Here is a 26,949-nt window from a genome sequence, read left to right on the forward strand (position 1 = left end):
GCGCAAACAGCGGATTAGGCGGCGTGCAGTGGCAGGCACCGCCCCTGTCCGTGCCTCTTTTTGAGCCCAAATTGAGAATTGCTGCAACGCTACCACATCAGCGCCAGCAGCGTACCCACAAAGCCCAAGGTGTGGGCAAACAGCCCCGGTGCCAAGGCCAGCGCATAGCGCCAACCGCCACTGGCCCAAGCCACGGTGCTTTTGCTAAAGGCGTGGACCACCATCGCGGCGGACAAGGCCCAGACAATCTGTGTGGCCTCGGGGCTGCCGGGTACACCCACCGTGAGCAAGGCCGCCGTGACGGCGTGGATGTCGGCCAACGCCGCCACCAGCGTGCCCACCATCACCCCGGTGTCGCCCAGCCACAGACGCAATCCATGCACCCCAGCCTGAATGGCCGTGAGCAGCAGCACAATCAGGGCGGCATCGCGCAGGCGGAACAAATCGGTATCTGGCGGCGGGCCGTTGGTGCTGGCGGCATCACCGCTGGCAGGGGGCGTGGCATAGCGCCACACCATCCAGCCGCCCCACAGTGCGGCCACGCCACTGCCAATCAAGGCGGGCAGCCAGAGCGACAAAATCCACGCCGGTTGGATGGTGCCGCCAATAATCACAATTTGGGTGGTGGTGCCCACGCAAGAGAGCAAAGCCGCCCCCGCTTGCAGCTTGTGCGAGCCTTGCGTGGTGCGTAGCTCCATACCCAAACTGCCAATGGTGGCGGTGCTAGAGACAAAACCCGAGGCCAGTGCCGACAACGCCACCGCTTGGCGCGCCTGCAACAAGCGTCGCCCCACATGGGCCAGCGATTGAATCAGCAGCAGCACAATCAGCAGCTTCATCACCAATTGCGGGTTCAATACCGGCCCCCACAGTGGGCGGTCGGGCAGCAGCGGCATCACCAGCAGCGCCAGCGCGCCCAAAATCAACCCGCCTTGCACCTCGCCGGGGCGCAACCAATCGCGGGCAAACTGGTGCAGGGCATTGCGCGCCGCCAGCAAGCCCGTCACCATCACCGTCAGGCCCGAGGCCAACATCGGCGCTTGCACCGCCATCACGCCAATCAAATAGGCCATGAACAGGGCAATCTCGGTGGTTACGCCGGGAGAATCGGAGCGGTCGTAGGCGTAGGCCACAATGCTGATGAGGGCCACAAAAGCCGCGCCTACCGCCATCAACACTTGTGAGCCTAAAAAGGCCGTACAGGCCCCCGTAAGCGAGGCCAAGGCAAAGGAGCGCATTCCCGCCATTACCTTCTTAGATTGGCCATCTTTGCGCCGCTCGCGCTCAATGCCCATCAGCAAACCGCAGCCCAAAGCCACGGCCAGTCCGCTCAGTGCAGACACATCACCCGAAAAACTGGATGCTTCCATAGGAGGGTCTCCTTTGCTGTGGCACTTGCAAAACACAGCCCGCCAAAGCGGGTTGCCATTTTTTTGCATGAAGGCCCATATTACACTCGGAAATCTTATGTAATTTGTGAGTTGGCCCCCATGCCCCCCTCTGCCACCACCCCCTATGGCACTCTGCCACCCGCATCGCCACTGCCACAGCGGCGCCCAGTGAGTTTGCCGCGCCTGCAACAAATGCGCGAAGCGGGTGACAAAATCACCATGCTCACCGCCTACGATGCCACTTTTGCCGCCGTGGCCGATGCCGCTGGCGTAGAGTGCCTGCTGGTGGGCGACTCCCTCGGTATGGTCTGCCAAGGCTTGGCCAGCACCGTGGGCGTGACGCTGGAGACCATGATTTACCACACCGACAGCGTAGCCCGTGGTCTGCGCCGGGTGCAAGGCACCGCCTGGGTGGTGAGTGATTTACCCTTTGGCAGCTACCACGAATCCAAAGAGCAGGCCATGCGTAGCGCCTCGGCCCTGATGCACGCGGGCGCGCACATGGTCAAGCTCGAAGGCGGTGGCTGGACGACCGAGACGGTGCGCTTTCTGGTCGAGCGTGGCATCCCCGTCTGCGCCCACTTGGGCCTGACGCCGCAAACCGTCCATGCCTTGGGCGGCTACCGCGTGCAAGGCAAGGGCGAGCAAGCAGCACAAATTTTGCGCCGCCATGCCCACGAGTTGCAAGACGCTGGGGCCAGTATGGTGGTATTAGAAATGGTGCCAGCGCAGTTGTCGGCAGAACTAACGCAAGAGCTGCAACACTGCCACACCATTGGCATTGGCGCGGGCAGTGGCACTGCTGGCCAAGTGCTGGTGTTACACGATATGTTGGGCATGAACTTGGGCAAGATGGCCAAGTTTGTGCATAACTTTATGCAGGATGCTGGCAGCGTGCGTGGGGCCATGCAAGCCTATGTGCGTGCTGTCAAAGACGGCAGCTTTCCCAACAACGCACAGCACGCTTGGTAAGCACCCCAGCACCGGGTTTTGCTTTGGCGGAATAATCCGCCTTTTGTTTTTTAGGCTTTTGGGCTTTTTTATGCACATCGCTCGCACCATTCCCGAACTGCGCGCCGCTTTGGCGGCTTACCGCCAGCCCGCATTTGTCCCGACGATGGGCAACCTGCACGAGGGCCATCTCTCTTTGGTGCGCCAAGCCAAACCACTGGGCGATGCCACCGTGGTCAGCATCTTTGTCAACCGGCTGCAATTTTTGCCGAACGAAGATTTTGACAGCTACCCACGCACTTGGGAGGCCGATTGCGCCAAGCTAGAGGCCGCCGGTTGCGATGTGGTGTTTGCCCCGCGTGAGCCGGACTTGTACCCCGAGCCACAAACCTTCAAAGTGCAACCCGACCCGCAATTGGCGGATATTTTGGAAGGCCAGTTTCGCCCCGGCTTCTTTACTGGCGTGTGTACCGTGGTGATGAAGCTGTTGAGTGCCGTGTTTGCGGGCAAAGCCCAAGGCACTGCGGTGTTTGGGCAAAAAGACTACCAACAGCTGATGGTATTGCGCCGCATGGTGCAGCAGTTTGCTTTGCCGATTAACGTAGTAGCCGGGCAAACGCAACGCGCTGCCGATGCCTTGGCGCTGAGTTCACGCAATGGCTACCTGAGCGAGGCTGAACGCACCGAGGCGGTACAGCTCTCGCTGGCGCTGCAAGCCTTGGGCCATGCTGCACTGACCGCTGCCGACACTTTGCCCGCCCAAGTCCCAGCTTTAGAAGCCCAAGCCCTGCAAGCCTTGCAAGCACGCGGCTGGCAACCCGATTACCTGACCGTGCGCCGTCGCACTGATTTGCAAGCGCCCCAAGCGGGCGATGGTGCTGGGAGCTTGGTGGTGTTGGGTGCCGCCCGCTTGGGCAGCACGCGCCTGATTGACAACTTCGAGATTTGATGTAAATCAACGCACGCCAGCTTTTAAGCCAGCTTGCCGTGGCACTGCTTGAATTTTTTACCGCTGCCGCAAGGGCAAGGGTCATTGCGGCCCACATGGCTACCCGCCACAGCGGCCACAGCAGCGGCTTTGGCTTGTCGCGTCACGGTGCTTTCGTCCAGCGTGGTTTCAGCCTCGCCGGTTTCGGTGGGGGCGGTGTAGGTCACGTTGGCGATATGCTCGGCGCGCTGCTCCATTGCTTCGGCGGCTTGCTCAATTTGCGCTGGCGACTGCACCTGCACCGTCATCAGGGTGCGCGTAACATCGGTTTTTACCGTATCAATCAATTGGCGGAATAATTCAAACGCCTCGCGCTTGTATTCTTGCTTGGGCTGCTTTTGTGCATAGCCGCGCAAATGGATGCCTTGGCGCAAATAATCCAGCGCGCTCAAATGGTCGCGCCAGTTGCTGTCAAAGTTTTGCAGCAGCACCATGCGCTCAAAATGGGTAAAGTTGGTTTCACCTACCAAATCCACTTTGGCTTGGAAAGCCGCATGGGCCGCAGTCAGCACCTTCTCTAAAATATCTTCATCGGTGATGGATTCGGAACCTTCTACCAGCACGCGCAAATCCAGCGGCAATTGCCATTCTTGGGCTAAAGCGGCCTCTAGGGCGGGCAGATTCCATTGTTCTTCTACCGATTCTGCTGGCACATACTGGCGCACCAAATCGGTAAAACAATCTTCGCGCATGGCATGAATCACATCGTGCAGCGCTGCTGCATCCAAAATATCATTACGCTGCTGGTAAATTACCTTGCGCTGGTCATTGGCCACATCATCGTATTCCAGCAACTGCTTACGCACATCAAAGTTGCGCGCCTCAACTTTACGCTGGGCCGATTCAATACTGCGCGTGACGATACCCGCCTCGATGGCTTCACCTTCGGGCATTTTCAGGCGGTCCATAATAGAGCGCACCCGCTCACCGGCAAAAATCCGCATCAGCGCATCATCTAAACTCAGGTAAAAGCGCGAGGAGCCGGGGTCTCCTTGGCGGCCCGAACGCCCGCGCAATTGGTTGTCAATGCGGCGCGATTCGTGGCGTTCGGTGGCAATAATGCGTAAGCCGCCCAGCGCTTTGACTTTTTCGTTTTCTTCTTTCCAAGCGGCGCGCAGGGCTTCGATTTGGCTGGCCTTGGTGGCCGCATCTAAGGCTTCGTTGTGTTCAATCGCGGCGATGTCTTTTTCAATATTGCCCCCCAACACAATGTCGGTACCCCGCCCGGCCATGTTGGTCGCGATGGTAATCATGCCGGGGCGGCCTGCTTGGGCGATGATGTCGGCCTCGCGCGCGTGCTGCTTGGCGTTGAGCACTTGGTGCGGCAAATTGGCTTGGGTGAGCAGTTGGTCGATGATTTCCGAGTTCTCAATCGAGGTGGTGCCCACCAGCACTGGCTGGCCGCGCTCATAGCACTCGCGAATATCTTGGATGGCCGCGTCGTACTTTTCTTTGGTGGTTTTATACACCCGGTCGAGCTGGTCTTGGCGTTTGCTGGGTTGGTTGGGTGGAATCACCACGGTTTCTAGGCCGTAGATTTCTTGGAACTCGTAGGCTTCGGTATCCGCCGTGCCGGTCATGCCCGAGAGCTTGCCGTAGAGGCGGAAATAATTTTGGAAGGTGATAGAAGCCAGCGTTTGGTTTTCGGCTTGGATGGTCACGCCTTCTTTGGCTTCTACTGCTTGGTGCAGCCCCTCGCTCCAGCGGCGGCCCGACATCAGGCGGCCAGTAAACTCATCCACAATCACAATTTCGCCGTCTTGCACCACATAGTGCTGGTCGCGGTTGTACAGATTGTGGGCGCGCAGCGCTGCATACAGGTGGTGCATGAGCGAGATATTGGCCGGGTCGTACAGGGAGGAGCCTTCGGGCAACATGCCTTGGGCCGCCAACACGCGCTCGGCGGTTTCGTGGCCTTGCTCGGTCAGAAAAACTTGGTGCGATTTTTCATCTAAGGTGAAGTCACCGGGTTTAATCACCCCTTCGCCGGTGCGCGGGTCGGCTTCGCCTTCTTGGCGTGTTAAGAACGGCACCACTTGGTTCATCGCCAAATACAGGGCGGTGTGGTCTTCGGCTTGGCCGCTGATGATGAGCGGCGTGCGCGCTTCGTCAATCAGAATCGAATCCACCTCATCGACAATGGCATAGTTGAGCTGGCGCTGCACCCGGTCGGCCGACTCATACACCATGTTGTCGCGCAGGTAGTCAAAGCCGTATTCGTTGTTGGTGCCGTAGGTGATGTCGGCAGCATAGGCGGCTTGCTTTTCTTCGCGCCCCATGTTGGGCAGGTTAATCCCCACCGTCAGGCCCAAAAAGTTGTACAAACGCGCCATCCATTGGGCATCGCGGTTGGCCAGGTAGTCGTTCACCGTGACCACATGCACCCCGTTGCCGGACAAAGCATTCAGATAGACCGGCAGCGTGGCGGTCAGGGTTTTGCCTTCGCCGGTACGCATTTCGGCAATTTTGCCGTAGTGCAGCGCCATACCACCGAGCAACTGCACGTCAAAATGGCGCATCCGCATCACGCGCTTGGAGCCTTCGCGCACCACGGCAAAGGCTTCGGGCAGCAGCGCATCGAGTGATTCGCCCTGCGCTACCCGTTGCTTGAAAGCCTCGGTTTTGGCCCGCAGTGCCGCATCGTCGAGCTTTTCTAACTCAGGCTCTAAGGCGTTGATGCGTGCCACGGTCTTGCGGTACTGCTTGAGGAGCCGGTCGTTGCGGCTGCCGAAAAGTTTGGTAAGGAAGTTGGTGACCATGCGAGCGGGAACACCGTAGCAGACTTGTGCAGCCCGTTGGGTGTCCGAATCCCTGTGAAGATAGAAGATGTCGGGTGGTACCGGACTACCGGCACCGGATAAGAGATTTTAGCCCCCACGCTGCCCACCCTTGCCAGCGTAGCCGCCTATCATGGTGGCCATGTTGACAAACCCGCCCACCCCCGCCGCTGTGCAAGCCTTTATTAACCGCTGGCAAGGCGTAAGCGCCAGCGAACTGGCCACGGCGCAGAGTTTCATCCTCGACCTGTGCGATGTGCTGGGCCTAGAAAAGCCCCACCCCAGCCCGGCGCAAGACTACATGTTTGAGCGCCCCGTGACCTTTAGCCACGGCGACGGCAGCAGCAGCGCTGGACGCATCGACTGCTACAAACGCGGCCATTTTGTGCTGGAGGCCAAAAAGCTCAAGGCCAGCCGCCACACCAAGGGCTTTGACGACGGCTTATTACGCGCCCGCAGCCAAGCCGAAGGCTACGCCCGTGCCTTGCCCGCTGCCGAGGGCCGCCCGCCGTTTTTGTTGGTGGTGGATGTGGGCACGGTAATAGAGGTTTATGCCGAATTCAGCCGCAGCGGTGGCACCTATACCCCGTTCCCGGACCCGCGCAGCCACCGGCTGGCGCTGGCCGATTTGGCACAACCCGAGGTACAACAGCGCCTGCGCGGTATTTGGACCGACCCCGACAGCCTGAACCCCGCCCGCATCAGCGCGCAAGTCACGCGCGAGGTAGCGGCGCTGTTGGCACGCTTGTCGCAATCTTTAGAAAGTGGCCCCAACCCGCTGCCGCCCGACGTGGTGGCTGCTTATTTAACGCGCTGCCTGTTCAGCATGTTTGCCGAAGATGTGGCCTTGCTGCCCCCCGGTGCCTTTTTGGGTTTGTTGCAAACCTACCGCGAGCAACCCAGCACGCTGCAACAGATGTTGCGTATTTTGTGGGCCGATATGGACCAAGGCGGTTTCAGCGCTGCTTTGGCCAAGCCGGTGCTGCACTTCAACGGCAAACTGTTCAAGGGGGCCGATACGCACCACTACAGCCTGTTGCTCACGCCAGCGCAAATAGACCTGCTGATTGCCGCCGCCCAAGCCAATTGGCGCGAGGTAGAACCGGCCATTTTTGGCACCATGTTAGAGCGCGCCCTGGACCCCACCGAACGCCATGCCTTGGGCGCACACTACACCCCCCGCGCCTATGTCGAGCGCTTGGTGCTGCCCACGGTGATAGAGCCTTTGCGCGCCGATTGGGCCAACGCCCAAGCCGCCGCCTTGGTGTTGGCGCACGAGGCCGCCGCTTTAGAGGGCAAGGCCGCGCAAGCCAAGTTGGCCGAAGCACGCGCCGAGGTCAAAAAGTTTCACCACCATTTGTGCAGCATTCGGGTGTTAGACCCAGCCTGTGGCAGTGCCAACTTTTTGTACGTGACGCTGGAGCATCTCAAGCGCCTAGAGGGCGAAGTGTTCAACCAGTTGCAAGCCTTGGGCCAAACGCAAGACCAATTGGGCTTTGAAGGCGAAACGGTTACTTTGCAACAATTGTTGGGCATCGAGTTGAACGAGCGTGCCGCTGCTTTGGCCGAGTTGGTGTTGTGGATTGGCTTTTTGCAGTGGCACATTCGCACCTATGGCAATGCCAGCGTGGCCGAGCCGGTGGTACACAACTACGGCAACATTCAGTGCCGCGATGCGGTGTTGGCGTGGGACGCGCAAGAACCGGCCTACAACCCAGCCGGGCAGCTGTTAAGCCGTTGGGATGGAGTCACGTTCAAAACACACCCCGTAACGGGCGAGCAGGTGCCCGACGAGGCGGCGCAGGTGCCGCAGTGGCGTTATGTGGGGGCCAAACGGGCGCAGTGGCCGCAGGCGGATTTTGTGGTGGGCAATCCGCCGTTTATTGGCAAGTTGCGTATGCGCGAGGCTTTGGGTGATGGGTATGTCGAGGCTTTGCGTAGGGCTTGGCCCGAGGTGCCAGATAGTGCAGATTTTGTGCTGTATTGGTGGCACCATGCGGCGCAACAGGTAGCCAGTGGACGGGCGCGGCGCATGGGCTTGATTACGACCAATAGCCTGACCATGACTTTTAACCGGCGCGTGGTGCAGGCGGCGTTAGACGGTGGTTTAGTGTGCGTGGATGATGGCGTGGGAGTGAGTGGGGGCGACGACGGCAGGTGTGCCAGCGGCCTCATACTGCCAAAGGCGCAGAAATCGGCCACTGGCACACCCACCGCCGCCGCTGCTACCGGCGGTGCTAAAACCAAGTCCGCAAAAACCGCTACGCAGGCCCAGCCTACGCATTTGGTGCTGGCCATTCCTGACCATCCTTGGGTGGATGGCGCTAACGGGGCAGCGGTACGCATTGCCATGACCGTGCTGGCACCGGGGGCGGGTGCAGAAGGTCAATTGCTCACCGTCACCGACGAGCAACCGGGTGAATATGGGGAAATGCTGGTCACTGTGGCCCAACGTACCGGCCTGATTCATGCAGATTTGACTGTGGGGGCCAACGTTACCTGTGCCAAAGCGCTATTAGCCAATAGCAAATTGAGCAGTGCAGGCGTTATCCCACATGGCGCAGGCATGTTGATGAGCGTGGCAGAGGCCGCCACCATCGAGGCTAACGCGCCATTAAAGCCTTACCGCAATGGTAAAGACCTAACCGACCACAGCCGCAATTTGCTGGTGATTGATTGCCACGGGCTAGACGCTACGAAAGTGCGCGAGCGTTATCCCAAGCTCTACCAATGGCTGCTAAACCGCGTAAAACCCGAACGTGATGTCAATAAAGACAAAGACTTGCGCGAAAAGTGGTGGCTGCATCGCCGCAACAACGAGGAAATGCGCCGTGCGCTGGCAGGCTTGCCGCGTTACATCGCTACCGTAATGACCGCGAAACACCGTGTTTTCCAATTCTTGGATGGTGCGATATTGCCTGACCAGATGTTGGTAGTGATCGGGCTTGAAGATAACTTTTTTCTGGGGGTTTTATCCAGCCAACTGCATATTGAATGGGCACTAGCTACAGGCTCACGGCTGGGCGTTGGCAACGATCCTCGTTACAACAAATCCCGCTGCTTTGAAACCTTCCCCTTCCCCGACCAAGACACCGGCCTGACCCCAGAATTGCGCCAACACATTGCCAGCTTGGCCGAGCAAATTGACAGCCACCGCAAGCGCGTACTGGGGCAGGTGGGGGCCACCATCACCCTGACCGGCCTCTACAACGTCCTAACCGCCCTGCGCGAAGGCCGTCCCCTGAGCGCCAAAGAGAAAACCATCCACCAACAAGGCTTGGTCAGTATCTTGCGCCAACTCCACGAAGAACTCGATGCCGCCGTGCTGGCCGCCTACGGCTGGACAGACCTGCGCCTGCCCACCGACACCGAAATGCTATTGCAACGGCTGGTCACCCTTAACAGCCAACGCGCCACCGAAGAAGCCCAAGGCCATATCCGCTGGCTGCGCCCAGCTTTCCAAAACCCCCAAGCCACCCCAGAATTGCCCGCGCAAGTCCAACAAGCCCTGCAAGTGGACACCGATAGCACCGCTGCCACCAGCACCATCGCCCAGCCCGTGCAGCAACAATGGCCCGCCACCCTGCCCGAACAAGTGCGCGCCGTGGCCCAAGTGCTGGCCACCAGCGCGGCCCCACTCACCCAAGCGCAGATAGAAGCCCACTTCAAAGGCCGTGGCCCGTGGAAGAAAAGCCTGCCCATGCTGCTCCAAACCCTCGAAGCCTTGGGCCGCGCTCAAACCACCAGCATCGGTGGCATCATGGCTTGGCGTTAATCCAGTCAATCGGGTAAAAACAAGCGCTTTAGCTGGTGGTTGTTTAATGGCGCAACCAGTCTGGCACCTTAAAACGCACAATCGCCAAATAGGCCACCACATAACTGACAACAAACAGCAGGCAAAAGCCCATCAGTACCCAGGTTTTATTCCAAAACAGCACCGCAGGCACCACCGTGAGCAGGGTAAAACCCCACAGGTAGGGCGAGGTGCGGTTGTTACGCATCAACATGCGGCGCGATTCATCGTCATGGAACACGCTACGCACAATGCGCCGGTAAATAAGCTGGTGAAAATGCAGCGCATCGGCCACCCCCGGCGAGACACCCCGCGCCAGTTTGCGGTAAATAGAGAACATGGTCTCCCAGACCGGATAAATCAGCAGCAGCATCGGAAACCAAGGCGACACATCGGCATTGCGTTGCACCAGCGCTAAACTGGCCAGCGCAATCACCACACCCCAAATATAAGCCCCACCATCGCCCGCAAACAACATGCCGCGCGGGTAGTTCCAGATTAAAAAACCGCCCGTGGCGGTAGCCATGACGACCACCAGCGTGGCCAAGGCACGGTCACCGACTTGCAAGGCGACGTGGGCCAAGGCCAAACACACAATCAGGGCGACCATACCGGCCAGGCCGTTGTAACCGTCAATGATGTTAAACGCATGGGGCAGACCAGCCACTGCCAGCAGCACAATCAGCCCGCCTAGCCAAGGCGTGCTTTGGAGCAGCGCATCAAGCCACGGCAAGCCCAAACGGGTTAGGCCCATGTCTAGCAAGCTTACGGCCAACAAGCCCGACAGGGCCGTAAACGCCAGCCGAAAACGCACCGGCAGGCGCTGGGTCATGTCTTCGGCAATGCCGCCAATGGCCGCTGGCAACAGGGTCAGGAGCCAGAGACCCGTCCAGTGCCCTAATTTGAGGTTGCCAGGGTCGCCCCAAGCCATTTGCATCAGGCCGAGCAGCCAGCCCAAGCCGGTGCCTGCCAACAGGGCTACACCGCCCAAGCGCGGCACATGGCCAAAATGAAAACGCTGGGGCATTTCTGGCCCATAGAGTGCGGCGTGGTCGCGCAACCAGCGTATCACCAAACCAGCAACGATAGCCGAGACCAAAAAGGCCACCAAAGACAACCACATCATAGGAGAGCGACAGTACCTGTATAGATGTGCTGGGGGCAGCAAGCAGCGCGATGATAGATGCAGCGCACAAAAAGACGAGTGTGCAAAATGGTTTACCTGGTTCCCGGAGGTAGCAAAGGCCCAGACCGTCCTTGGCAGGCATCCCACCCTCCGCGTAGCCACATTTTAAAATATTGCCAACGCCCCGGCACCAAGGTGGAAAACACGACAAAGCGCTTGAGCTGGCGCAGTACCATGTTCGCCTTCCAAGCGAGACTGGTTTGGCGACTGTGCAGCGTCAGGATAAAGTTGCGGGCTTGGTAGTAATGGCGCCACGGTGCATGGAGAGAGACTTCTTGGCCCAACACCCGCAGTACCCGATTGCCCAAGGAATGCTCTAACAAAGCCCCGCAGGCCCCCAAAATAGGATAGCCGTGGTTGCGCGCACGCAGGCACCATTCAATATCGACCCAGTCGATAAAAAAGTCTTCACGCATCCCCCCCACGGCTTGCAACACTGGCGCCGGAATTAAGCAGCCCGAGGCAATCACATGATCGACTTGCCACACCTGCTGTGGGTTGGTGCAGGCCAGCCAACGCAAGCGCCAACCATCCAACACAATGAAGGGGCTACGCTCTAGTCCCCTTCTGGAATCCGTATGGCACGCGCCCACTGCCCCCGCGTTGCTATGGCTGTGCAGTGCGGCCAATAGACAATTGACCATGTCGGGGGCGGGCAAACTGTCATCGTCCATCAGCAAAATATGCGCGGCCCCACAGGCCAAGGCGTGTTCTATACCCCGGTTTTGTGCGGCGGCAATGCCTTGGTTTTGGTCCAGCCAAATGGGGTGTACGCGTTCGCGTGGCCAGCGCTGCCCCCACTGCCGCAGTGCTGGGTCAGAGGCGTTATCTACCCAAACAATGGTGTGTACCTGCTCTAAGAGGCGCTCAAATTGCAATTGCAAGCGCTCTGCGTCACTACAGTAAGACACGACCACGGCATACACTGCATTGCGCGTGGCGTGGTCGGAGGCAGTATCCATCATGGGGCAGTGAGGGTGGCTGTATGGGCAGTACCGGGCTGGCGGCGTAGGATTCGGTAACTGTCCGAACCCCATAAGCGCAACAAACTGCGGATATGCCACCAAGTATGCAGCCAATGGCGTTGGCTGGCCCGTTGCCCCGCGTGGCGCACGGCTACCGGCGCACGCAGCAAGGCTAAACCAGCTAAGCGCAGACGCAGGCACAAATCTACATCTTCGCAATACATAAAATAACGGCTGTCAAAACCGCCCAGCTGTTGCCACACGGGCGTGGGTAACACCATGCAAGCCCCATTGACCCAGTCCACCCGCTGCTCTTGCTGGCGCAAAACGCGCCGTCGCCAGAGTGCCGCCGGGCTGGGCAGGGCGCGTTCGCTGTCTTGCACCTGCCCTTGGGCGTTGAGTTGCACTGGGTAGGCGCAGCCGGTACCGGCTTGGGCCGCCGTGTCCAGCAGTGCGGCAAAAGGGTCTTTGGGGCCGATGAGTTCTACATCCGGATTCAGGATGCAAACAAACGGCTCCGCCACCTGTTGCAGCGCCCGATTGTGGTTGCCACCAAAGCCGATAGGCTGGGGGTTGTGCAGAATCTGTAAAACAAACGGCCAGCCCTCTGGCGGTGCAATAGGTTCAGGCTCGGGGATATTGAGTGTGAGCAGTACCCGTGCCACAGTAGTTGCACTGTATTGGGCCAATTGCCACAGCAGACGCTGCACCAGCGGGCCATGCCCGTGGCTCACCACCGAAACGACCAACACCCTATCAGACGGGAACAAATGCCAACCCCTGTGTGTTTAAGCCCACCAAATTAATATTGTGGGCATTGGTATCGCTGGCAGCAACCCAAGCCACTGCATCGGCGGGGGTGTATTGGCCCGCATCCAAGCCCGCCACCAAACCTTGCAAGATGCTGTTATCAGGGGCTGTGTGGTAGAGCTGCTGGTACAGGTGCGCGATGATTTGCGTATGGCTGGCGTTGGGGCCAAGTACCAGTTGCCAAGCCAGCTGGTTTAACTGCGCGGCGCTGAGGCCAGCGTCAACGGCATCCAAGGCGACGCCTACCCAATCGGGGCGATTCAGTCCAGCAGCCCCCAACACCGCCCCAATCAAACGCGCCGCTGTGCCAGCAGCAGCGTCCAAATCCAAGGCCACGCTGGTGTCTAAAAACTGGAGCCGCTCTATATTATTCAAGGTATCTAAGCCATCGCGGCCTGCAGTGTGGTCTTGCAACTGCCAATCTGCGCCTTGGCGACTGAGGGTGTAATCGGCGCGCAAGCCTTGCAGCACCACGGTATCAAGGCCCTGTAAACCATCAAAAACCTCATCGGTGGTGCGACTGAACAGGGTGTCATTGTAGGGGGTGCCCTGTTGCAATACAGGCTCGGTGCCCAGACTCAGGGTGGGGCCGTACAGTGAGTGGAGACCCCAGTTTCCGCCCAGGCCGTCGCGGCCATAAGTCCAGTCTAACGCGAGGAGGTCGTAAGACTGAAACTGCGCTTTGAAACCACCCCGGTCGGTATAAGACATGACCGTGTTATTGGTATGGTCTTCGGCTGCGGGCAAGGGATAGGTCGTATCAAACGGGTGCCCCAAGCCCAACATGTGGCCGATTTCGTGCAGCAAGACTTCGTAGCCCGCCGAGCCAGCTACTGGCTGTTGGTTGATATTGGCGTGTTCTACGTTGTCTAAATAAACCAGCGTTTCCGGGTCTAGCCCAGTCAATACGTTGTTTTGATCCACGTTGTAGTGGTAATAGGCGGAGGTCTTTCCAGCCGTAGTGCTGCCAGCAAGGTTGGTGGCAGCAAAATGCACATCGGCAAAGCTGCTGCTATTGACTTCAGTAAAGACAATGCCGGTAACACTGCTGGCATATTGCAAAATTTGCCGCGCAGCTTGTTGTTGTGTGGCATTAAAGCGCGTGACCGGCTGCGCGGTCTCCCCATCGATGGTGCTGCCCGTACTGGCATCAAAGGTGTAATACAAAACGTTGCGGCCATCGGGAAAGAAATTCCAGACAGCAGGGAAATCAAGCAGCGCATCAACCCGGTAATCGCCCGAGTACACCACGGTTTCGAGGTCAGCGGCAGTCACGGCCATAGGAGCAAATACCCAATCCATAGAAAAAAGCCCCGTGGCGGTTTAGCCACGGGGCACAGGGGAGAATACCAAAAAAAGAACCAACCCCTGCTGGCGCTGTTATTTCACCAGATTACGGAAAGTGATAGGGCTTTCGGTTTGGCCAAAGCCGGTGCCCGGTGCAATCGGGCGTTGGCTGGTCACACTGCCCGCCGAGATGCCACCCATGACCGCATTCACTGGAGCTACGCTAGAAGTGCCATCTGCGTGCACCGTCAGCTCAAACACTGTCCAGACATCATCCTCCCCCACATAGGTGGCCGCTGGGGGGGTGAAGTTGTAAGTTTGGCCACCGCCAAACTCTAAGCGTACATTGGCCCCTGAGTTACCAATATTTTCAGAACCCGCATAATGGTGTACCGAGTAACGATAAACGCCCGGTTGTAAAGCCCCGGTGGTGTCGGTAGGTGGGCAGGTAACGGTTTCTGGCCCCAGCGAGTCAACATCATCTACATCCAAAGCACACTGATTACCAGTGGTTGGCTCGCCATAGAACACATGCCAGCGGCCACCATCGGCGGCAGGGCCGGTCATGTGAGAATCTAAATCGCGTGGGTTTTCGCCCCAAGTCAGGATGGTACGGAATTGACCTCTACCCAAACCACCGCCGCTACCCTCGGCCGGCGAGAGAGCCACGGCCAATTGGTTCGGGCCAGTGCATTGCAGCGTGGCAGTTTGACTGGCCGAGGTGTAGTTGGCCGCAGACACCGAGAGGCTGGCTGCACCCTGCGGCAGTTGCGCGAAGGTGGCAACGCCCAAGGCGTTGGTGGTGGCAGTGCGGCTACCGATGGTGACTGACGCATTGCTCAGGGGAGCAGCAGCACCGCGCACGGCATCATAGATCGTGACTACCGCTTCAGCACAGTTTTCGACCCCTTGGCCGCCCGTTTGCTGGATGCCCATAGGAATCAGATGCAGCGTGGCTGGGTCAAAACGGAAAGTAACGTTGTAATTGCTGGTGACCGTGGTGCTGGTTCCGGGTTGGAAGGGATTGGGCACGGCGGTCAGTACGCGCACATTCTCAATCAGCACATCCTGCTGATTCATGCCAGTGCCTCGGGTACTGGAAAAATCAATCACTGTGCCTTGGGCCACTGCTCCTAAGCTAAAAACAGCACCACAAACCGCCGCTATGGCTGTACGAGCCACATTTTGAGTTACTTTACGCATGATTTCCCTCCACTAATTGACCACTCCGGGTCGTTTACAGGTAGAAACATAATAACCCAGCTTAACGGCATTAGGGAAGCTTTTTTTGCTTTTCGTCATTCCGTGTGGAATTTGACTGAAAGAATCGACAGTAGTAGGCCCTGTGGTCATGTCGTTAAGGAGGATTAGAAGATGGGCATGGGTATCGAAGCACTGTTTACCAGCGCACTGGGCTTGCAAGCACCGTGGAGCGTTGAGAAGGTTGAACTGGACACGGTACGCCGACGTATCGACTTTGAGCTGACCTGCAAGGCCACTCGCCTGCCTTGTCCCCATTGCCAGACAGCCGGGCAAGGGGTGCATGACCGCCTGCAGCGCCAGTGGAGGCAGCGGCTGTTGTTTGCGTGTGAGGGACGCGTGGTGGACTTCGCCGCTGACCTTCAAGCCCACGGTGGTGACCCCACGCAGATCGAGCAGGTCTGCCAGGACACGAGTGCGGCCTATGCCAAGGGCGTGGCGCAGGCCTTGCCCCAGGCACAGATCAGCTACGACTGCTTCCACGTCATCGCTAAGTCAGCTATAAGAAGTTTTTTCGAAAAAATTTAACGTATAAAGCCTACCAAAGTTGTCAAAGATGTGCTGAATGTCTTGTTCAAGCTTTTCTTGGGTCCGATGGAACGCATCGAGCCAGCGGTGTTTCATCATGCGCCACAGGGTCTCGATGCGATTGAGTTCGGGGCTGTACGTGGGCAAAAAGTGCAGCGTCACACCACGTTACTCAAGCAGTTTGAGTTCCCCTTGGATAGCCTTGGCCTTGTGACGCGCGCAAAATTGCGCCCGTTGCCCTTGCTGGCGCTGCTGTGCATGGCCGAGTGCCATTGCCATACGCTCCCGAAAAGCTGGGAGCGCACCTCGACCACACGCAAGCAACGGCTAGAACAAGCGCATGGCCGGTTGCGGGTACTGCAAAAGTAGGCCCCTTTGGCCTGCGCTTACCAAACTGCCACAGGCCCATACAGGGGGGTCACTTTTCTTTTTGTTGGTTCTTTTGGCAAAAAATCGCCGCTTTCATTCGAGAGTTCGATTTCTGTCGGCCTCAAGAACAAAGCTGTCTAAACTTCTACCTTGCCACGGTTCAATTTGATGCCAGAGCGCAGCAGCTTACCTTCGAGTCGCCGCCGCTTGGAGGCAAAGGTGGGCTTGGTGGGCCGACGCACCGGAAGCACCACCGATGCTTGGGCAATCAACTCTTGAAGGCGCGCCAAGGCCTCGGCTTTGTTGCCATCTTGGCTGCGTGACGACTGCGCTTTGATGACGATAACGCCATCTTTGGTGATGCGTTGATCAGGCCAATGAAGCAGCTTTTCCTTCACGGTTGGGGCAAGGGAGGAGCGGCCAATATCAAAGCGCAAATGGATGGCACTAGAGACCTTATTGACGTTCTGGCCACCCGGCCCTTGGGAACGCACCGCGCTAAACTCTACTTCAGAGAGATAAACCACATAGGGCATGGCAGCTGTTTTCATAAATCAAACGAGTAGGGTTGCACGCAACCCAACCTACGAGGCTATGTCGTATCAATGAATCCGCATCCCCGGCGTAGCACCGGGCCACGGGTTCAAAATATAAATACCGGGGTTGGCCTTTTCATCGCCGTGGCTGGCCGCCAGCACCATACCTTCACTCACGCCAAACTTCATTTTGCGCGGGGCCAAATTGGCCACCATCACGGTCAGTTTGCCAATCAGGTCTTGTGGTTGGTAAGCGCTGGCAATGCCGCTAAACACATTGCGCGTGCGCCCTTCGCCCACGTCCAACGTTAGGCGCAAGAGTTTGGTGGAGCCTTCTACGGCCTCGCAGTTGACGATGTGGGCAATACGCAGGTCAATTTTGGCAAAATCGTCAATGCTGATGATGGGGGCCAGTTCTTCGCCGCCGGGCGCGGTTTTCTCGGGTTCTGGGGCCGCTGGCGGCTCAAACAGGGCTTCCAACTGCTTGGCATCGACGCGCTGCATCAGGTGTTGGTAAGCGCCGATGGTATGGCCTTGGCCCAAAGGCTGTTGCAGGCTGGCAAAGCTCATTGGCGCTACCTGCAAGAAGGCTTCTACCTGTGCGGCCAGCGCAGGCAGCACTGGCTTGAGCAAAATGGTCAGTAGGCGGAAGGCTTCGATGCAGGTGCTGCAAACATCGTGCAGGCGCTCTTCCATGCCCGCTTGCTTGGCCAGTTCCCACGGTTTATTTTGGTCCACATAGGCGTTGACGCGGTCGGTCAGCAGCATGGTTTCGCGCAGGGCTTTGCCATATTCACGCTCGGCCAGCAGCTCAATAATGGCCGGTGCGGTAACGCGCAGGTGTTCTAACAGCGCATCGCCATCGGCAGAGACTTCACCCAACACGCCCCCAAATCGCTTGGCAATGAACCCCGCAGCACGGCTGGCAATATTGACATATTTGCCCACCAAATCGCTGTTGGCACGGGCCATAAAATCGTCGGCATTGAAGTCGATGTCTTCGTTGCGGCTGCTCAGTTTGGCGGCCAAGTAGTAGCGCAACCATTCGGGGTTCATGCCCAGTGCCAAGTATTTGAGCGGGTCTAAACCCGTGCCCCGGCTTTTGCTCATTTTTTCGCCGTTGTTCACGGTTAAAAAGCCATGCACAAACACCGAATCCGGCACTTTACGGCCACTGAATTGGAGCGTGGCAGGCCAGAACAGGGTGTGGAAAGTAACAATATCTTTGCCGATAAAGTGGTATTGCTCTAACGCTGGGTCGGCCATGTAGTCGTCATAGCTTTGGCCGCGCTGGTCTAGCAGGTTTTTGAGCGAGGCCAAATAGCCAATCGGCGCATCCAGCCAGACATAAAAATACTTGCCCGGCGCATCGGGGATTTCAATACCAAAGTAAGGCGCATCGCGGCTGATGTCCCAATCGCCCAAGCCTTCGCTGGTGCTGCCATCGGGGTTGGTACGCACGCTAAACCACTCGCGCACTTTGTTGGCTACTTCGGGTTGCAGGCGGCCATCTTGTGTCCAGTCTTCCAAAAAGGCTACGCAACGCGGGTCCGACAGCTTAAAGAAGAAATGCTCCGAGCTTTTCAGCACCGGCTTGGCCCCAGACAGGGCTGAATACGGCTCTATCAAGTCGGTGGGCGCATAAACCGCGCCGCAGACTTCGCAGTTGTCGCCATACTGGTCTTTGGCGTGGCACTTGGGGCATTCGCCCTTGATAAAGCGGTCGGGCAAAAACATGTTCTTTTCGGGGTCAAAGAACTGCTCGATGGTGCGCGTTTCGATCAGACCATTGGCTTTTAAGTCCAGATAGATTTGCTGGGCCAATTGGTGGTTTTCGGGCGCGTCGGTGCTGTGCCAGTTGTCAAACTGGATATGAAAACCATCCAAATACTGTTTGCGCCCAGCGGCAATATCGGCCACGAACTGCTGTGGGGTTTTACCGGCTTTTTCGGCGGCAATCATGATGGGCGCGCCGTGGGTATCGTCGGCCCCGACAAAGTTGACCTCGTTGCCCAACATGCGGTGGGTACGCACCCAGATATCGGCTTGGATGTACTCCATGATGTGGCCGATATGGAAGTTGCCATTGGCGTAGGGCAGGGCAGTGGTAACAAAAATTTTGCGTGCGGACATGGTGGTAAAAAGGGGCAAGGCAGGCGCACTGTGCAGCGCGGAACCAAGCATTTTAGGCGGGCGCTGGCTTGCTGCGTAGCCAGATTGCCGCATCTGCACAGGGGTTGGGGCAGTTGGCTAGACTAGCCCATCCCCACAGAAGTGAATACAAACATGGAAGTCACAGAACACAGCCTTTTGGCCGCGCTTTCCAGCGTGCTAGACCCCCATACCGGCCAAGATTTCGTCAGTAGCCGGGCGCTACGCAATCTCAAAATCAACGGCACCCAGGTGGCTTTTGAGGTGGTACTGGGCTACCCGGCCCAAAGTTTGGCCCCGTTGCTGCACAGCCAACTGACCGAGGCCGCCAAAACCGTGCCGGGCGTGCAGCAGGTGGAGATTCACATCCACAGCCAAATTACCGCCCATGCGGTGCAGCAGGGTGTACCGCTGATACCCGGTGTGAAAAATATCATTGCGGTGGCCTCGGGCAAAGGCGGCGTAGGCAAAAGCACCACAGCCGCCAATTTGGCGCTGGCTTTGGTGGCCGAAGGCGCGCGCGTGGGCGTGTTAGATGCCGATATTTACGGCCCCAGCCAGCCGATGATGCTCGGCATTGATGCCAAGCCCGACAGCTTGGATGGCAAAACGATGGAGCCATTAGAAAACCACGGCGTGCAGGTGATGTCGATTGGCTTTTTGGTCGATGCCGACCAAGCCATGATTTGGCGTGGCCCGATGGCCACCCAAGCGCTAGAGCAACTGCTGCGCCAAACCAACTGGAAAGATTTGGACTATCTGATTGTCGATATGCCGCCCGGCACGGGGGATATTCAACTCACCTTGAGCCAACGGGTGCCGATTACCGGGGCCATCATCGTCACCACGCCGCAGGACATTGCCCTGCTGGATGCCAAAAAAGGCATCAAAATGTTTGAGAAGGTGGGCGTGCCTATTTTGGGCTTGATAGAAAACATGGCGGCCCATGTGTGCAGCCACTGCGGCCATGTAGAACATATTTTTGGTGCCGAGGGCGGCAAGCGCATGGCGGCCCAATATGGCCTGCCCTATCTGGGCGCTTTGCCGTTGGATATGCAAATTCGCTTGCAGGCCGACCAAGGTTGCCCGACCGTAGTGGCGGCCCCCCACAGCGAGGTGGCCCATATCTACCGCACCGTGGCGCGCGAGGTAGCCGTGAAAATCGCCCAACAGGCCAAAGATTACTCGGCCAAGTTTCCGACCATTGCCATTAGCAAGAACACCTAGACATCGGCCCCCGGCACAGTGGTGGTGCTGTCTTGGTAAGCCACTACGCGGTTGCGCCCCTGTTGCTTGGCTTGGTACAGTGCTTCGTCGGCTTGGGTAAACAGGATGTGCGCCGCTTGCGGCACGGTGTCGGTTTCGGCGCAGTGGTATTGCGGCAGGGGGGCAAATACCGGTTGCACGCTGGTCACGCCCACGCTAATCGTGACGCAAGCGGCCACCTGCGAGTGGCGATGCTCTAGCGCCAAAGCCTCTATGGCTGCCCGAATGCACTCGGCGGTGCGTTGGGCTTGGGCCGCATCGTTGCCGGGCAGCAGCACCGAGAACTCTTCGCCGCCATAGCGTGCAGCCAGTTCGCCCGAACGGCAGGCACAGGCGGCAATGGCGGTGGCCACTTGGCGCAGGCACTCGTCACCGGCAACATGGCCGTAGTGGTCGTTGTAAGACTTGAAATAATCCACATCAATCATCAACAAGGACAACGGCGTGTGGTTACGCATGGCGCGGTGCCACTCTAGCAGCACATGTTCATCCAACGCACGTCGGTTGGGAATTTGCGTCATCGGATCTAGGCGTACTTTTTCTTCTAGCGCGTTGCGGTAGTTGGCCAGTTCTTGTTCGGATTGTTTGCGCTCGGTAATGTCTTGGATGGTACCAATCATGCGCGCTACTTGGTTGGCATCATGCCCGTTTTCATACTCGCCCCATACTTCTAGCCAACGCTGTTCGTGGTTGTCTAGGCGCTGGATGCGGTATTGCAAGCGCAAAGGGGTGCGCTCGTCGATGGCTTGGCGGTGGGTGTGGATGACCTCTGCGCGGTCTTCGGGCACGATGGCGCGCATCCAATCTTCTAGCGTCAAAACGCCTGTGTTGGGCAGGCCAAAAATCTCGGTGGCCATTGAGGACATCAAAAATTGCTCCTGCGCCAAATCCAGCGCAAAGTAGCCTACCGATGCGGCTTTTTGTGCCCCTTCTAGCCAGCGCATATTGCGCTGCAATTGGGTTTTCAGTTCACGTTCGCGCCGCCAAGCGCGCCGCTGGCCGTAGGCAAATACCAAGCCCGCCAGCAACAGCAGCAAACTGACGGGCAAACTCAGGGCCAAAATTTCGCGCAGTTGGGTGTCTGCAAAGGCTTCGGCAATGTCAATTTTGGACACCATAATCCAAGATGAATCCGACACCGCACTGACCATTGCCATGACGTGGTGGCCTCGGTAGTCGTGCCCATAAAGTATGCCGCGCGCTCCAGCAACGGCTTGCACGATGGGGTCATCGGCTTGCAATTGCGCCAGCTGAAATACGGTGGTACCGCCTTGGGAGGAGTGGCGCAGTGGATTGAGGGTGCGTACTTCGTCGCCGTGGCGGCTCAACAAGATGGATTCGGCGGTTTCGCGCGGGGTGGGCCAGGTTTGCAGCTTGGTATAGAGGCTGGCGCGCACATCACTGACCAACCAAATCGCCCCCACCGGCTCGGTGCCCTCAAACAGCGGCACAATGACGCTCAGAAACGGAAACGCAAAAAACGCATCACGCCGAGGCTCTAGCACCGTCACTTGGGCCTGTGCCAAGGCGCTTTCTAGGGCTTGCAGCTCGGGGGTGGGCAGGCGGCCCGTGGTACTGCCGTTGGGCGTAAGCCACAGCTGGCCCTGTGGGTCGGTTAAATAAACTGCCGTGTATTTGGCCCGCTCTTGCAAAATGCGTAGGCGTTCTTGCATTCGGTGCGTGAGTACCGTGGCCTCGGGCACTTGCAACCATTGTGCGGCCGATTGGGTAAACAGGCTGTCATCGACCAAAGCGCTGGCATCAATCAGGCGCTGCTCGCGCCAATCTAATACGCTTTGCGTTTGTAGATAATTAATGGCGTGCAGTTCGCGCTCAATTTGGTGCCGGGTATGCTCTTCGCGGCTTTGGTACACCTGCGGCAGGCCCCACAGAATGCCGCCCAATGCCAATAGACCCAGTGCCAGCCATAAACGGCTGCGCCAAGTGGGCAATAAACGCCGTAAAAAAGGCTGAAAAAGCGGCATGTTGGCAGGCGAAGACGCTAGGCAAAAAAGCAATTTCTCAAAAAATGAACCCAAAGTAGGGGGCTTGCACAAAGCCGTGCATTATCCTAGCGCTGCTTGCGCCAGTGCATTTGCTTGTTATCAGGAGCTTTTTGTGTCTATTTCTCGTCGCTGTGCCTCGGCTGCTTTGCTGGCCAGCCCCTCGGTCGCTTTACTGGGGTGGTCTGCACCGGCACAGGCGCAGGGCCGACGCAACCGCGTGGTGATTGGGCTGTCTTTAGAGCCTAACAGCCTAGACCCCACCTCGTCCCCGTCGGCCTCGATTGGTGAGGTGGTGCATTACACGGTGTTTGAATGCCTGACACGCATTGAAGAAAGCGGCAGCGTCGCGCCGTGGCTGGCCGAGTCTTGGAGCCGCAGCCCAGATGGCAAAACCTACACCTTTCAGCTGCTCAAAGGGGTGCGCTTTCATGATGATGCCGTGTTGGATGCCGCTGCGGTTAAATTTTCGTTTGAGCGCGCCCAAGCCCCCAACTCCCATAACAAAGCCAAGCGCACTCTGTTCAACAACATAGTGGGCATTGCCACCCCAGACGTGCATACGGTAGTCATTACCTTGCAATACCCGGATGGCAATTTTTTGTTTCGCTTGGGCGAGAACACCGCCGTTATTTTGCACCCGGCCAGTGCAGCACAAGCCAGCCATTACCCGATTGGTACCGGCCCCTATCGCTTTGATTATTGGAAAAAGGGCCACAGCATTACCCTGCGTAAGTTTACTGGGCACCGCAACACCAGCCATGTGGCCCTAGAGCAGGCCGTGTTTCGTTTTATCAACGACCCAGCAGAACAGGCCAAGGCGGTGTTTACCGAAGAAGTGGACTTGCTGTTTAACATTGCCACACAAAACGCACAGCAGTTTCAAGCCAACAAGCGCTATCAGGTGGTGATTGGGGCTTCCAACGGCAAGGGCATGGTGGCCATCAACCACCGGCGCAAGCCCTTGGACGATGTGCGCGTGCGCCGCGCCATCACCCACGCCATTGACCGCGAAGCCTTTATCCAGCGCATGTTGGATGGTCGGGGGCGGGTGATTGGTAGCCATTTTTCACCGTCCGAGCCGGGCTATGTGCATTTGGCCGGTGTCTATCCCTACGACCCCGCCAAAGCCCGGGCTTTGCTGCAAGAGGCCGGAGTCAAAACGCCGCTCCCCCTGACCTTGACGCTGCCGCCCTCCCCGTATGCACGCACTGACCGCTCGATGCTGGCCGACAATTTGTCGCAAGTGGGGATTGAACTGAAATCGGAAGAGGTAACGTGGCCGCAGTGGTTAGAAGGCCCGTTCAAAGGCCACTTTGACCTGACCATGATCAACCACGTCGAGCCACTAGACTACCCCATCTATGCAGACCCGGATTATTATTTTGGCTACGACAGCCCCGCCTTTCGCGAGCTGATGGCGCGCCACGCTGCCAGCGATAATCCGCGTGAGCGTCAAATGCTGTTTGCCCAGTTGCAACGCCATTTGGCCCACGATGCCGTCAATGCTTGGATTTTTGCCTCGCAAATTACCGCTGTGGCGCGCAAGGGGCTGAAAGGTTGGTGGATGAACTACCCCATTTTTGCCCACGATATTGCCGCTATGCGCTGGGATTGAGCGCAGGCATACTGCGTTTTGCCACCCGCCCCCATCCAAAGCCTGTTTTTATGTCCGAGCCTAAGCACCCTTCCTATCCTCCTGCGCCAGACTTATGGGGCGCTCAGCCAGCGCCTCCATCCCCGCCTGCACCAGCCAGCAGCCCAGCAGCCCACGCCCCCGGCTGGGAGCGCGAGGTGTTAGAAAAACTGGTATTGGGCACCTTGGCCGAGCAGCGTGCAGCGCGGCGTTGGCGCACTCTTACCCGCTTGGGCTGGTTGGCCTTTGTGGCCTTTTTGTTCTGGATGATGATGTCGCAAGACATGGCCGCGTCCAGCCAAAAAAGCAAACCGCACACCGCTGTGGTCAGTATCAAGGGGGAAATTGCTGCCGGAGCCGATGCCAGTGCCGAGAACATCATGGCAGCCATGCGGACGGCGCTAGAAGACCGAGGCTCCAAGGCGCTGGTGTTGCTGATTAACTCGCCCGGTGGCAGCCCGGTGCAGGCGGGCATCATCAACGATGAAATCGTGCGCCTCAAGGCCAAGCACCGCAAACCCATTTATGCCGTGGTAGAAGAAACCTGCGCCTCGGCGGCCTATTACATCGCTGCTGCTGCCGATGTGATTTATGTCGATAAGGCCAGCATTGTGGGCAGCATTGGTGTGCTGATGGACGGTTTTGGCTTCACTGGCACGATGGACAAACTGGGCGTAGAGCGGCGCCTGCTCACAGCGGGCGAAAACAAAGGCTTTTTAGACCCCTTCAGCCCCCAATCTGAGCAACAACGGGCCTATGCCCAAACCATGTTAGACCATATCCACCAGCAGTTTATTGCCGTGGTGCAAGCTGGGCGCGGTGACCGACTCAAGCCGACAGAGCAAATGTTCAGCGGCCTGTTTTGGACGGGGCCACAGGCGATAGAAATGGGCTTGGCCGACCATCTGGGCAGCGTCGATTTTGTCGCGCGCGAGGTGATTAAAGCCGAAGAGTTAATTGACTACACCCGCCACGAAAACGTAGCCGAGCGCTTGGCCAAGCGCTTTGGTGTAGCCGTAGGCCAAGGCATGGCGCGGGCTTTGCAAACGCAGGCCGCCGTACCGCAATTGCGCTAAATCATTGTTGTTCTGGGGGCCGCTATGGACATGACAGGTTGGATACCACTGCTGTTGCTGGTGGCGGTGTTGTGGTGGGCTATCAAGGTCTATAACCGGCTGGTGCAGTTGCGTAACCGCATCAGCAATGCCTTTGGCCAAATTGATGTGCAGCTCAAGCGCCGCCATGATTTGGTGCCCAATTTGGTCGAGGTAGCGCGTGGCTACCTGAAGCACGAGGCCGCCACCCTAGAGGCCGTGATTCAGGCACGCGGCCAAGCCCAAGGGGCCGCCAAAACCGCACGCAACCAGCCCACCGATGCTGCCGCCATTGGTGCATTGGCCGTGGCCGAGGGCGCTTTAGGTGCCAGCTTGGGCCGCCTGATGGTGGTGGCCGAAAGCTACCCCGAACTCAAAGCCGATGCCACTATGGCCGCCCTGAGCGAAGAACTGACCAGCACCGAAAACCGCATTGGCTTTGCCCGCCAAGCCTACAACGACCAAGCGCTGGACTTTAACAACGCGGCCACACAGTTTCCGGCCCTGTTGGTGGCACGGCTGACGGGTTTTACCCCCGCCGCCATGTTGCAGTCCACCCAATCCGAGGCCGAGCGCCAAGCGCCGCGCGTGCAGTTCTAAACCCGTTCAGGCCAAAGCTGCCGCTGGGCCAAAAAACTCATAATGGGTTTGGCTTTCGGGTACGCCCAAGGCAGCCAAACTGCGCTTGACCAAGGCCATAAACGGCTTGGGGCCAAGGAAGTAGGCATCCACATCGCGGTTTTTGGGTAGCCATTGGGCCAATTGCTCGGTAGTTAAATAGCCCACGGCATCGGCACCATCAGCCTCGGTGGCTTGGTCGTAGCTGTAAAAGCGGTGCAATTGCGGGTACTGGGTGGCCAAGGCATCCACGGTGTCGCGGAAGGCGTGCACGGCCCGGCTGCGCGCACAATGGATGAAATGCACTGGCCGTCCGCTGGGCAAAGCCGCTTGCAGCATAGCCAGTGTGGGGGTAATGCCCACGCCACCGCTAATCAGCACCAAAGGCTTGGCGCTGGCTTGCAGCGTGAACGGGCCAGCAGGTGGAAACACCTCCAGCACACTGCCCTCTTGCACTTGGTCGTGTAGGTAGTTAGACACCACGCCGCCCGCTTCGCGCTTGACGCTGATGCGCAAGCTTTTGCCATCGGCAATGCTCGAGAGTGAATAGTTGCGCCGCTGTTCTTCTTGGCCTGCAATCGCCAAGCGCAAGCCAATGTATTGGCCGGGCAGGTAGCGCAACACCGGGCCGCCATCTTCTGGTTCTAGGTAAAACGAGGTGATTTCGGCGCTCTCGGCCACCTTGCCTGCTACCCGGAAACGGCGCACACCGCGCCAGCCACCTTCCGCAGCAGCATTGGCGGCATAGACTTGTTCTTCAGCACCAATCAGCATATCGGCCAGCTGTTGGTACGCTGCGCCCCAAGCGGCCAGCACTTCGTCAGTGGCAATCTCTGCCCCCAGCACTTCGCGAATGGCACGCAACAGGCAAGTACCGACGATGGGGTACTGCTCGGGCAGCACTTGCAAAGCCACATGCTTATGCACAATTTGCGCGGGCAGGTTGCCCAGCTTTTCCAAATGGTCGATATGGCGCGCATACATCAGCACACTGTTAGCCAAGGCGCGGGGTTGGTCGCCACTGGCTTGGTGCGCTTGGTTGAACAGGGGGCGCACCTCGGGGTACTCTTTGAGCATGATGCCGTAGAAGTGCTTGGTCAAGGTCTCACCGCCGGTTTCTAGCAGTGGAACGGTGGCTTTGACAATGGCACGTTGGGCTTCGGTCAGCATAAAAAGGGGTCTCCAAGAAATCAAACAGGGTTCAAAATAGACTAAGCCACATGAATGTGGACTTATCTGCCTAATGCAGTATTTATGCCAATTTTTTAATCCTTAAAAAACAAAGCGTTATTTCAAATGAAGTCTTTTTGACTGCATCTAAAAACGTGTCATAAAGACTG

At 58.1% G+C, this 26,949-nt stretch carries 20 protein-coding genes and 1 pseudogene; 9 read left to right on the top strand and 12 right to left on the bottom strand.

Annotation, left to right across the window (positions count from 1 at the left end):
• Positions 1 to 89: 89 nt before the first annotated feature.
• Positions 90 to 1,370: an MgtC/SapB family protein gene (locus PHX60_RS02715; protein WP_300074349.1), complete on the bottom strand. Its 1,281-nt coding sequence runs from the start codon at positions 1,368 to 1,370 to the stop codon at positions 90 to 92.
• A gap of 120 nt (positions 1,371 to 1,490) precedes the next feature.
• On the opposite strand from PHX60_RS02715, the gene panB reads away from it, so the two are divergent.
• The gene (gene panB, locus PHX60_RS02720; protein WP_300074352.1) at positions 1,491 to 2,363 is read left to right on the top strand and encodes a 3-methyl-2-oxobutanoate hydroxymethyltransferase; all 873 of its coding nucleotides are present in this window, start codon (positions 1,491 to 1,493) and stop codon (positions 2,361 to 2,363) included.
• 70 nt (positions 2,364 to 2,433) lie between these two features.
• Positions 2,434 to 3,291, top strand: a complete 858-nt coding sequence (gene panC / locus PHX60_RS02725) for a pantoate--beta-alanine ligase (protein ID WP_300074355.1) — start codon at positions 2,434 to 2,436, stop codon at positions 3,289 to 3,291.
• A gap of 23 nt (positions 3,292 to 3,314) precedes the next feature.
• Here panC and secA read toward each other — a convergent pair whose 3' ends face one another.
• The gene (gene secA / locus PHX60_RS02730) at positions 3,315 to 6,089 is read right to left on the bottom strand and encodes a preprotein translocase subunit SecA (RefSeq protein ID WP_300074358.1); all 2,775 of its coding nucleotides are present in this window, start codon (positions 6,087 to 6,089) and stop codon (positions 3,315 to 3,317) included.
• A gap of 160 nt (positions 6,090 to 6,249) precedes the next feature.
• Here secA and PHX60_RS02735 point away from each other — a divergent pair, with 160 nt between their 5' ends.
• Entirely contained in the window at positions 6,250 to 9,882 is a 3,633-nt protein-coding gene (locus PHX60_RS02735; RefSeq protein WP_300074360.1) for a DNA methyltransferase, read from the top strand.
• 43 nt (positions 9,883 to 9,925) lie between these two features.
• Here the strand turns inward: PHX60_RS02735 and PHX60_RS02740 are convergent, their stop codons facing one another.
• From PHX60_RS02740 to PHX60_RS02760, 5 genes are all read right to left on the bottom strand, one after another.
• Positions 9,926 to 11,026: a glycosyltransferase gene (locus tag PHX60_RS02740; RefSeq protein ID WP_300074362.1), complete on the bottom strand. Its 1,101-nt coding sequence runs from the start codon at positions 11,024 to 11,026 to the stop codon at positions 9,926 to 9,928.
• A 92-nt stretch (positions 11,027 to 11,118) separates the two neighbouring features.
• On the bottom strand, positions 11,119 to 12,051 hold the full coding sequence (locus PHX60_RS02745) for a glycosyltransferase family 2 protein (protein WP_300074365.1): 933 nt from the start codon (positions 12,049 to 12,051) through the stop codon (positions 11,119 to 11,121).
• Positions 12,048 to 12,821, bottom strand: coding sequence for a glycosyltransferase (locus tag PHX60_RS02750; protein ID WP_300074367.1), 774 nt, complete (start codon positions 12,819 to 12,821; stop codon positions 12,048 to 12,050). Before PHX60_RS02750 ends, PHX60_RS02745 begins: the two co-directional genes overlap by 4 nt.
• A complete protein-coding gene (locus PHX60_RS02755) occupies positions 12,808 to 14,163 on the bottom strand; it encodes a matrixin family metalloprotease (protein WP_300074370.1) in 1,356 nt (451 codons plus the stop codon). The genes PHX60_RS02750 and PHX60_RS02755 overlap by 14 nt, the downstream gene beginning before the upstream one ends.
• Before the next feature lie 78 nt (positions 14,164 to 14,241).
• A complete protein-coding gene (locus PHX60_RS02760; protein ID WP_300074373.1) occupies positions 14,242 to 15,351 on the bottom strand; it encodes a carboxypeptidase regulatory-like domain-containing protein in 1,110 nt (369 codons plus the stop codon).
• Positions 15,352 to 15,522: 171 nt separating this feature from the next.
• Here PHX60_RS02760 and PHX60_RS02765 point away from each other — a divergent pair.
• Positions 15,523 to 15,900, top strand: a pseudogene (locus tag PHX60_RS02765) (transposase); the annotation flags it as partial.
• A 3-nt stretch (positions 15,901 to 15,903) separates the two neighbouring features.
• Here PHX60_RS02765 and PHX60_RS15975 read toward each other — a convergent pair.
• On the bottom strand, positions 15,904 to 16,083 hold the full coding sequence (locus PHX60_RS15975; RefSeq protein ID WP_366144329.1) for a transposase: 180 nt from the start codon (positions 16,081 to 16,083) through the stop codon (positions 15,904 to 15,906).
• Between PHX60_RS15975 and PHX60_RS02770 the strand changes: the two genes are divergently transcribed.
• On the top strand, positions 16,003 to 16,305 hold the full coding sequence (locus PHX60_RS02770) for a hypothetical protein (protein WP_300074376.1): 303 nt from the start codon (positions 16,003 to 16,005) through the stop codon (positions 16,303 to 16,305). The genes PHX60_RS15975 and PHX60_RS02770 overlap by 81 nt on opposite strands.
• Positions 16,306 to 16,442: 137 nt before the next feature.
• On the opposite strand, the gene arfB is transcribed toward PHX60_RS02770, so the two are convergent.
• Positions 16,443 to 16,856 (bottom strand): alternative ribosome rescue aminoacyl-tRNA hydrolase ArfB, encoded by a 414-nt coding sequence (gene arfB, locus PHX60_RS02775; protein ID WP_300074379.1) that lies wholly within the window; start codon positions 16,854 to 16,856, stop codon positions 16,443 to 16,445.
• A gap of 51 nt (positions 16,857 to 16,907) precedes the next feature.
• Entirely contained in the window at positions 16,908 to 18,974 is a 2,067-nt protein-coding gene (gene metG / locus PHX60_RS02780) for a methionine--tRNA ligase (RefSeq protein ID WP_300074382.1), read from the bottom strand.
• 153 nt (positions 18,975 to 19,127) lie between these two features.
• Here metG and apbC point away from each other — a divergent pair, with 153 nt between their 5' ends.
• A complete protein-coding gene (gene apbC / locus PHX60_RS02785; protein WP_300074385.1) occupies positions 19,128 to 20,219 on the top strand; it encodes an iron-sulfur cluster carrier protein ApbC in 1,092 nt (363 codons plus the stop codon).
• Here apbC and PHX60_RS02790 read toward each other — a convergent pair.
• Positions 20,216 to 22,243, bottom strand: coding sequence for a diguanylate cyclase (locus PHX60_RS02790; RefSeq protein ID WP_300074388.1), 2,028 nt, complete (start codon positions 22,241 to 22,243; stop codon positions 20,216 to 20,218). The two genes, apbC and PHX60_RS02790, sit on opposite strands and share 4 nt — an antisense overlap.
• Before the next feature lie 133 nt (positions 22,244 to 22,376).
• Between PHX60_RS02790 and PHX60_RS02795 the strand changes: the two genes are divergently transcribed.
• From PHX60_RS02795 to PHX60_RS02805, 3 genes are read left to right on the top strand one after another with little or no spacing between them, the layout of a single operon-like run.
• Complete coding sequence (locus PHX60_RS02795) at positions 22,377 to 23,879, top strand: ABC transporter substrate-binding protein (protein ID WP_300074391.1); 1,503 nt, start codon at positions 22,377 to 22,379, stop codon at positions 23,877 to 23,879.
• A gap of 50 nt (positions 23,880 to 23,929) precedes the next feature.
• Positions 23,930 to 24,973, top strand: a complete 1,044-nt coding sequence (locus tag PHX60_RS02800; RefSeq protein WP_300074394.1) for a S49 family peptidase — start codon at positions 23,930 to 23,932, stop codon at positions 24,971 to 24,973.
• 30 nt (positions 24,974 to 25,003) lie between these two features.
• On the top strand, positions 25,004 to 25,591 hold the full coding sequence (locus PHX60_RS02805; RefSeq protein WP_300074770.1) for a LemA family protein: 588 nt from the start codon (positions 25,004 to 25,006) through the stop codon (positions 25,589 to 25,591).
• Between the two features lie 6 nt (positions 25,592 to 25,597).
• Here the strand turns inward: PHX60_RS02805 and hmpA are convergent, their stop codons facing one another.
• On the bottom strand, positions 25,598 to 26,779 hold the full coding sequence (gene hmpA, locus PHX60_RS02810) for an NO-inducible flavohemoprotein (RefSeq protein ID WP_300074396.1): 1,182 nt from the start codon (positions 26,777 to 26,779) through the stop codon (positions 25,598 to 25,600).
• Positions 26,780 to 26,949 lie beyond the last annotated feature (170 nt).

The sequence above is a fragment of the Giesbergeria sp. genome, assembly GCF_028686475.1.
GTDB lineage: Bacteria > Pseudomonadota > Gammaproteobacteria > Burkholderiales > Burkholderiaceae_C > Simplicispira.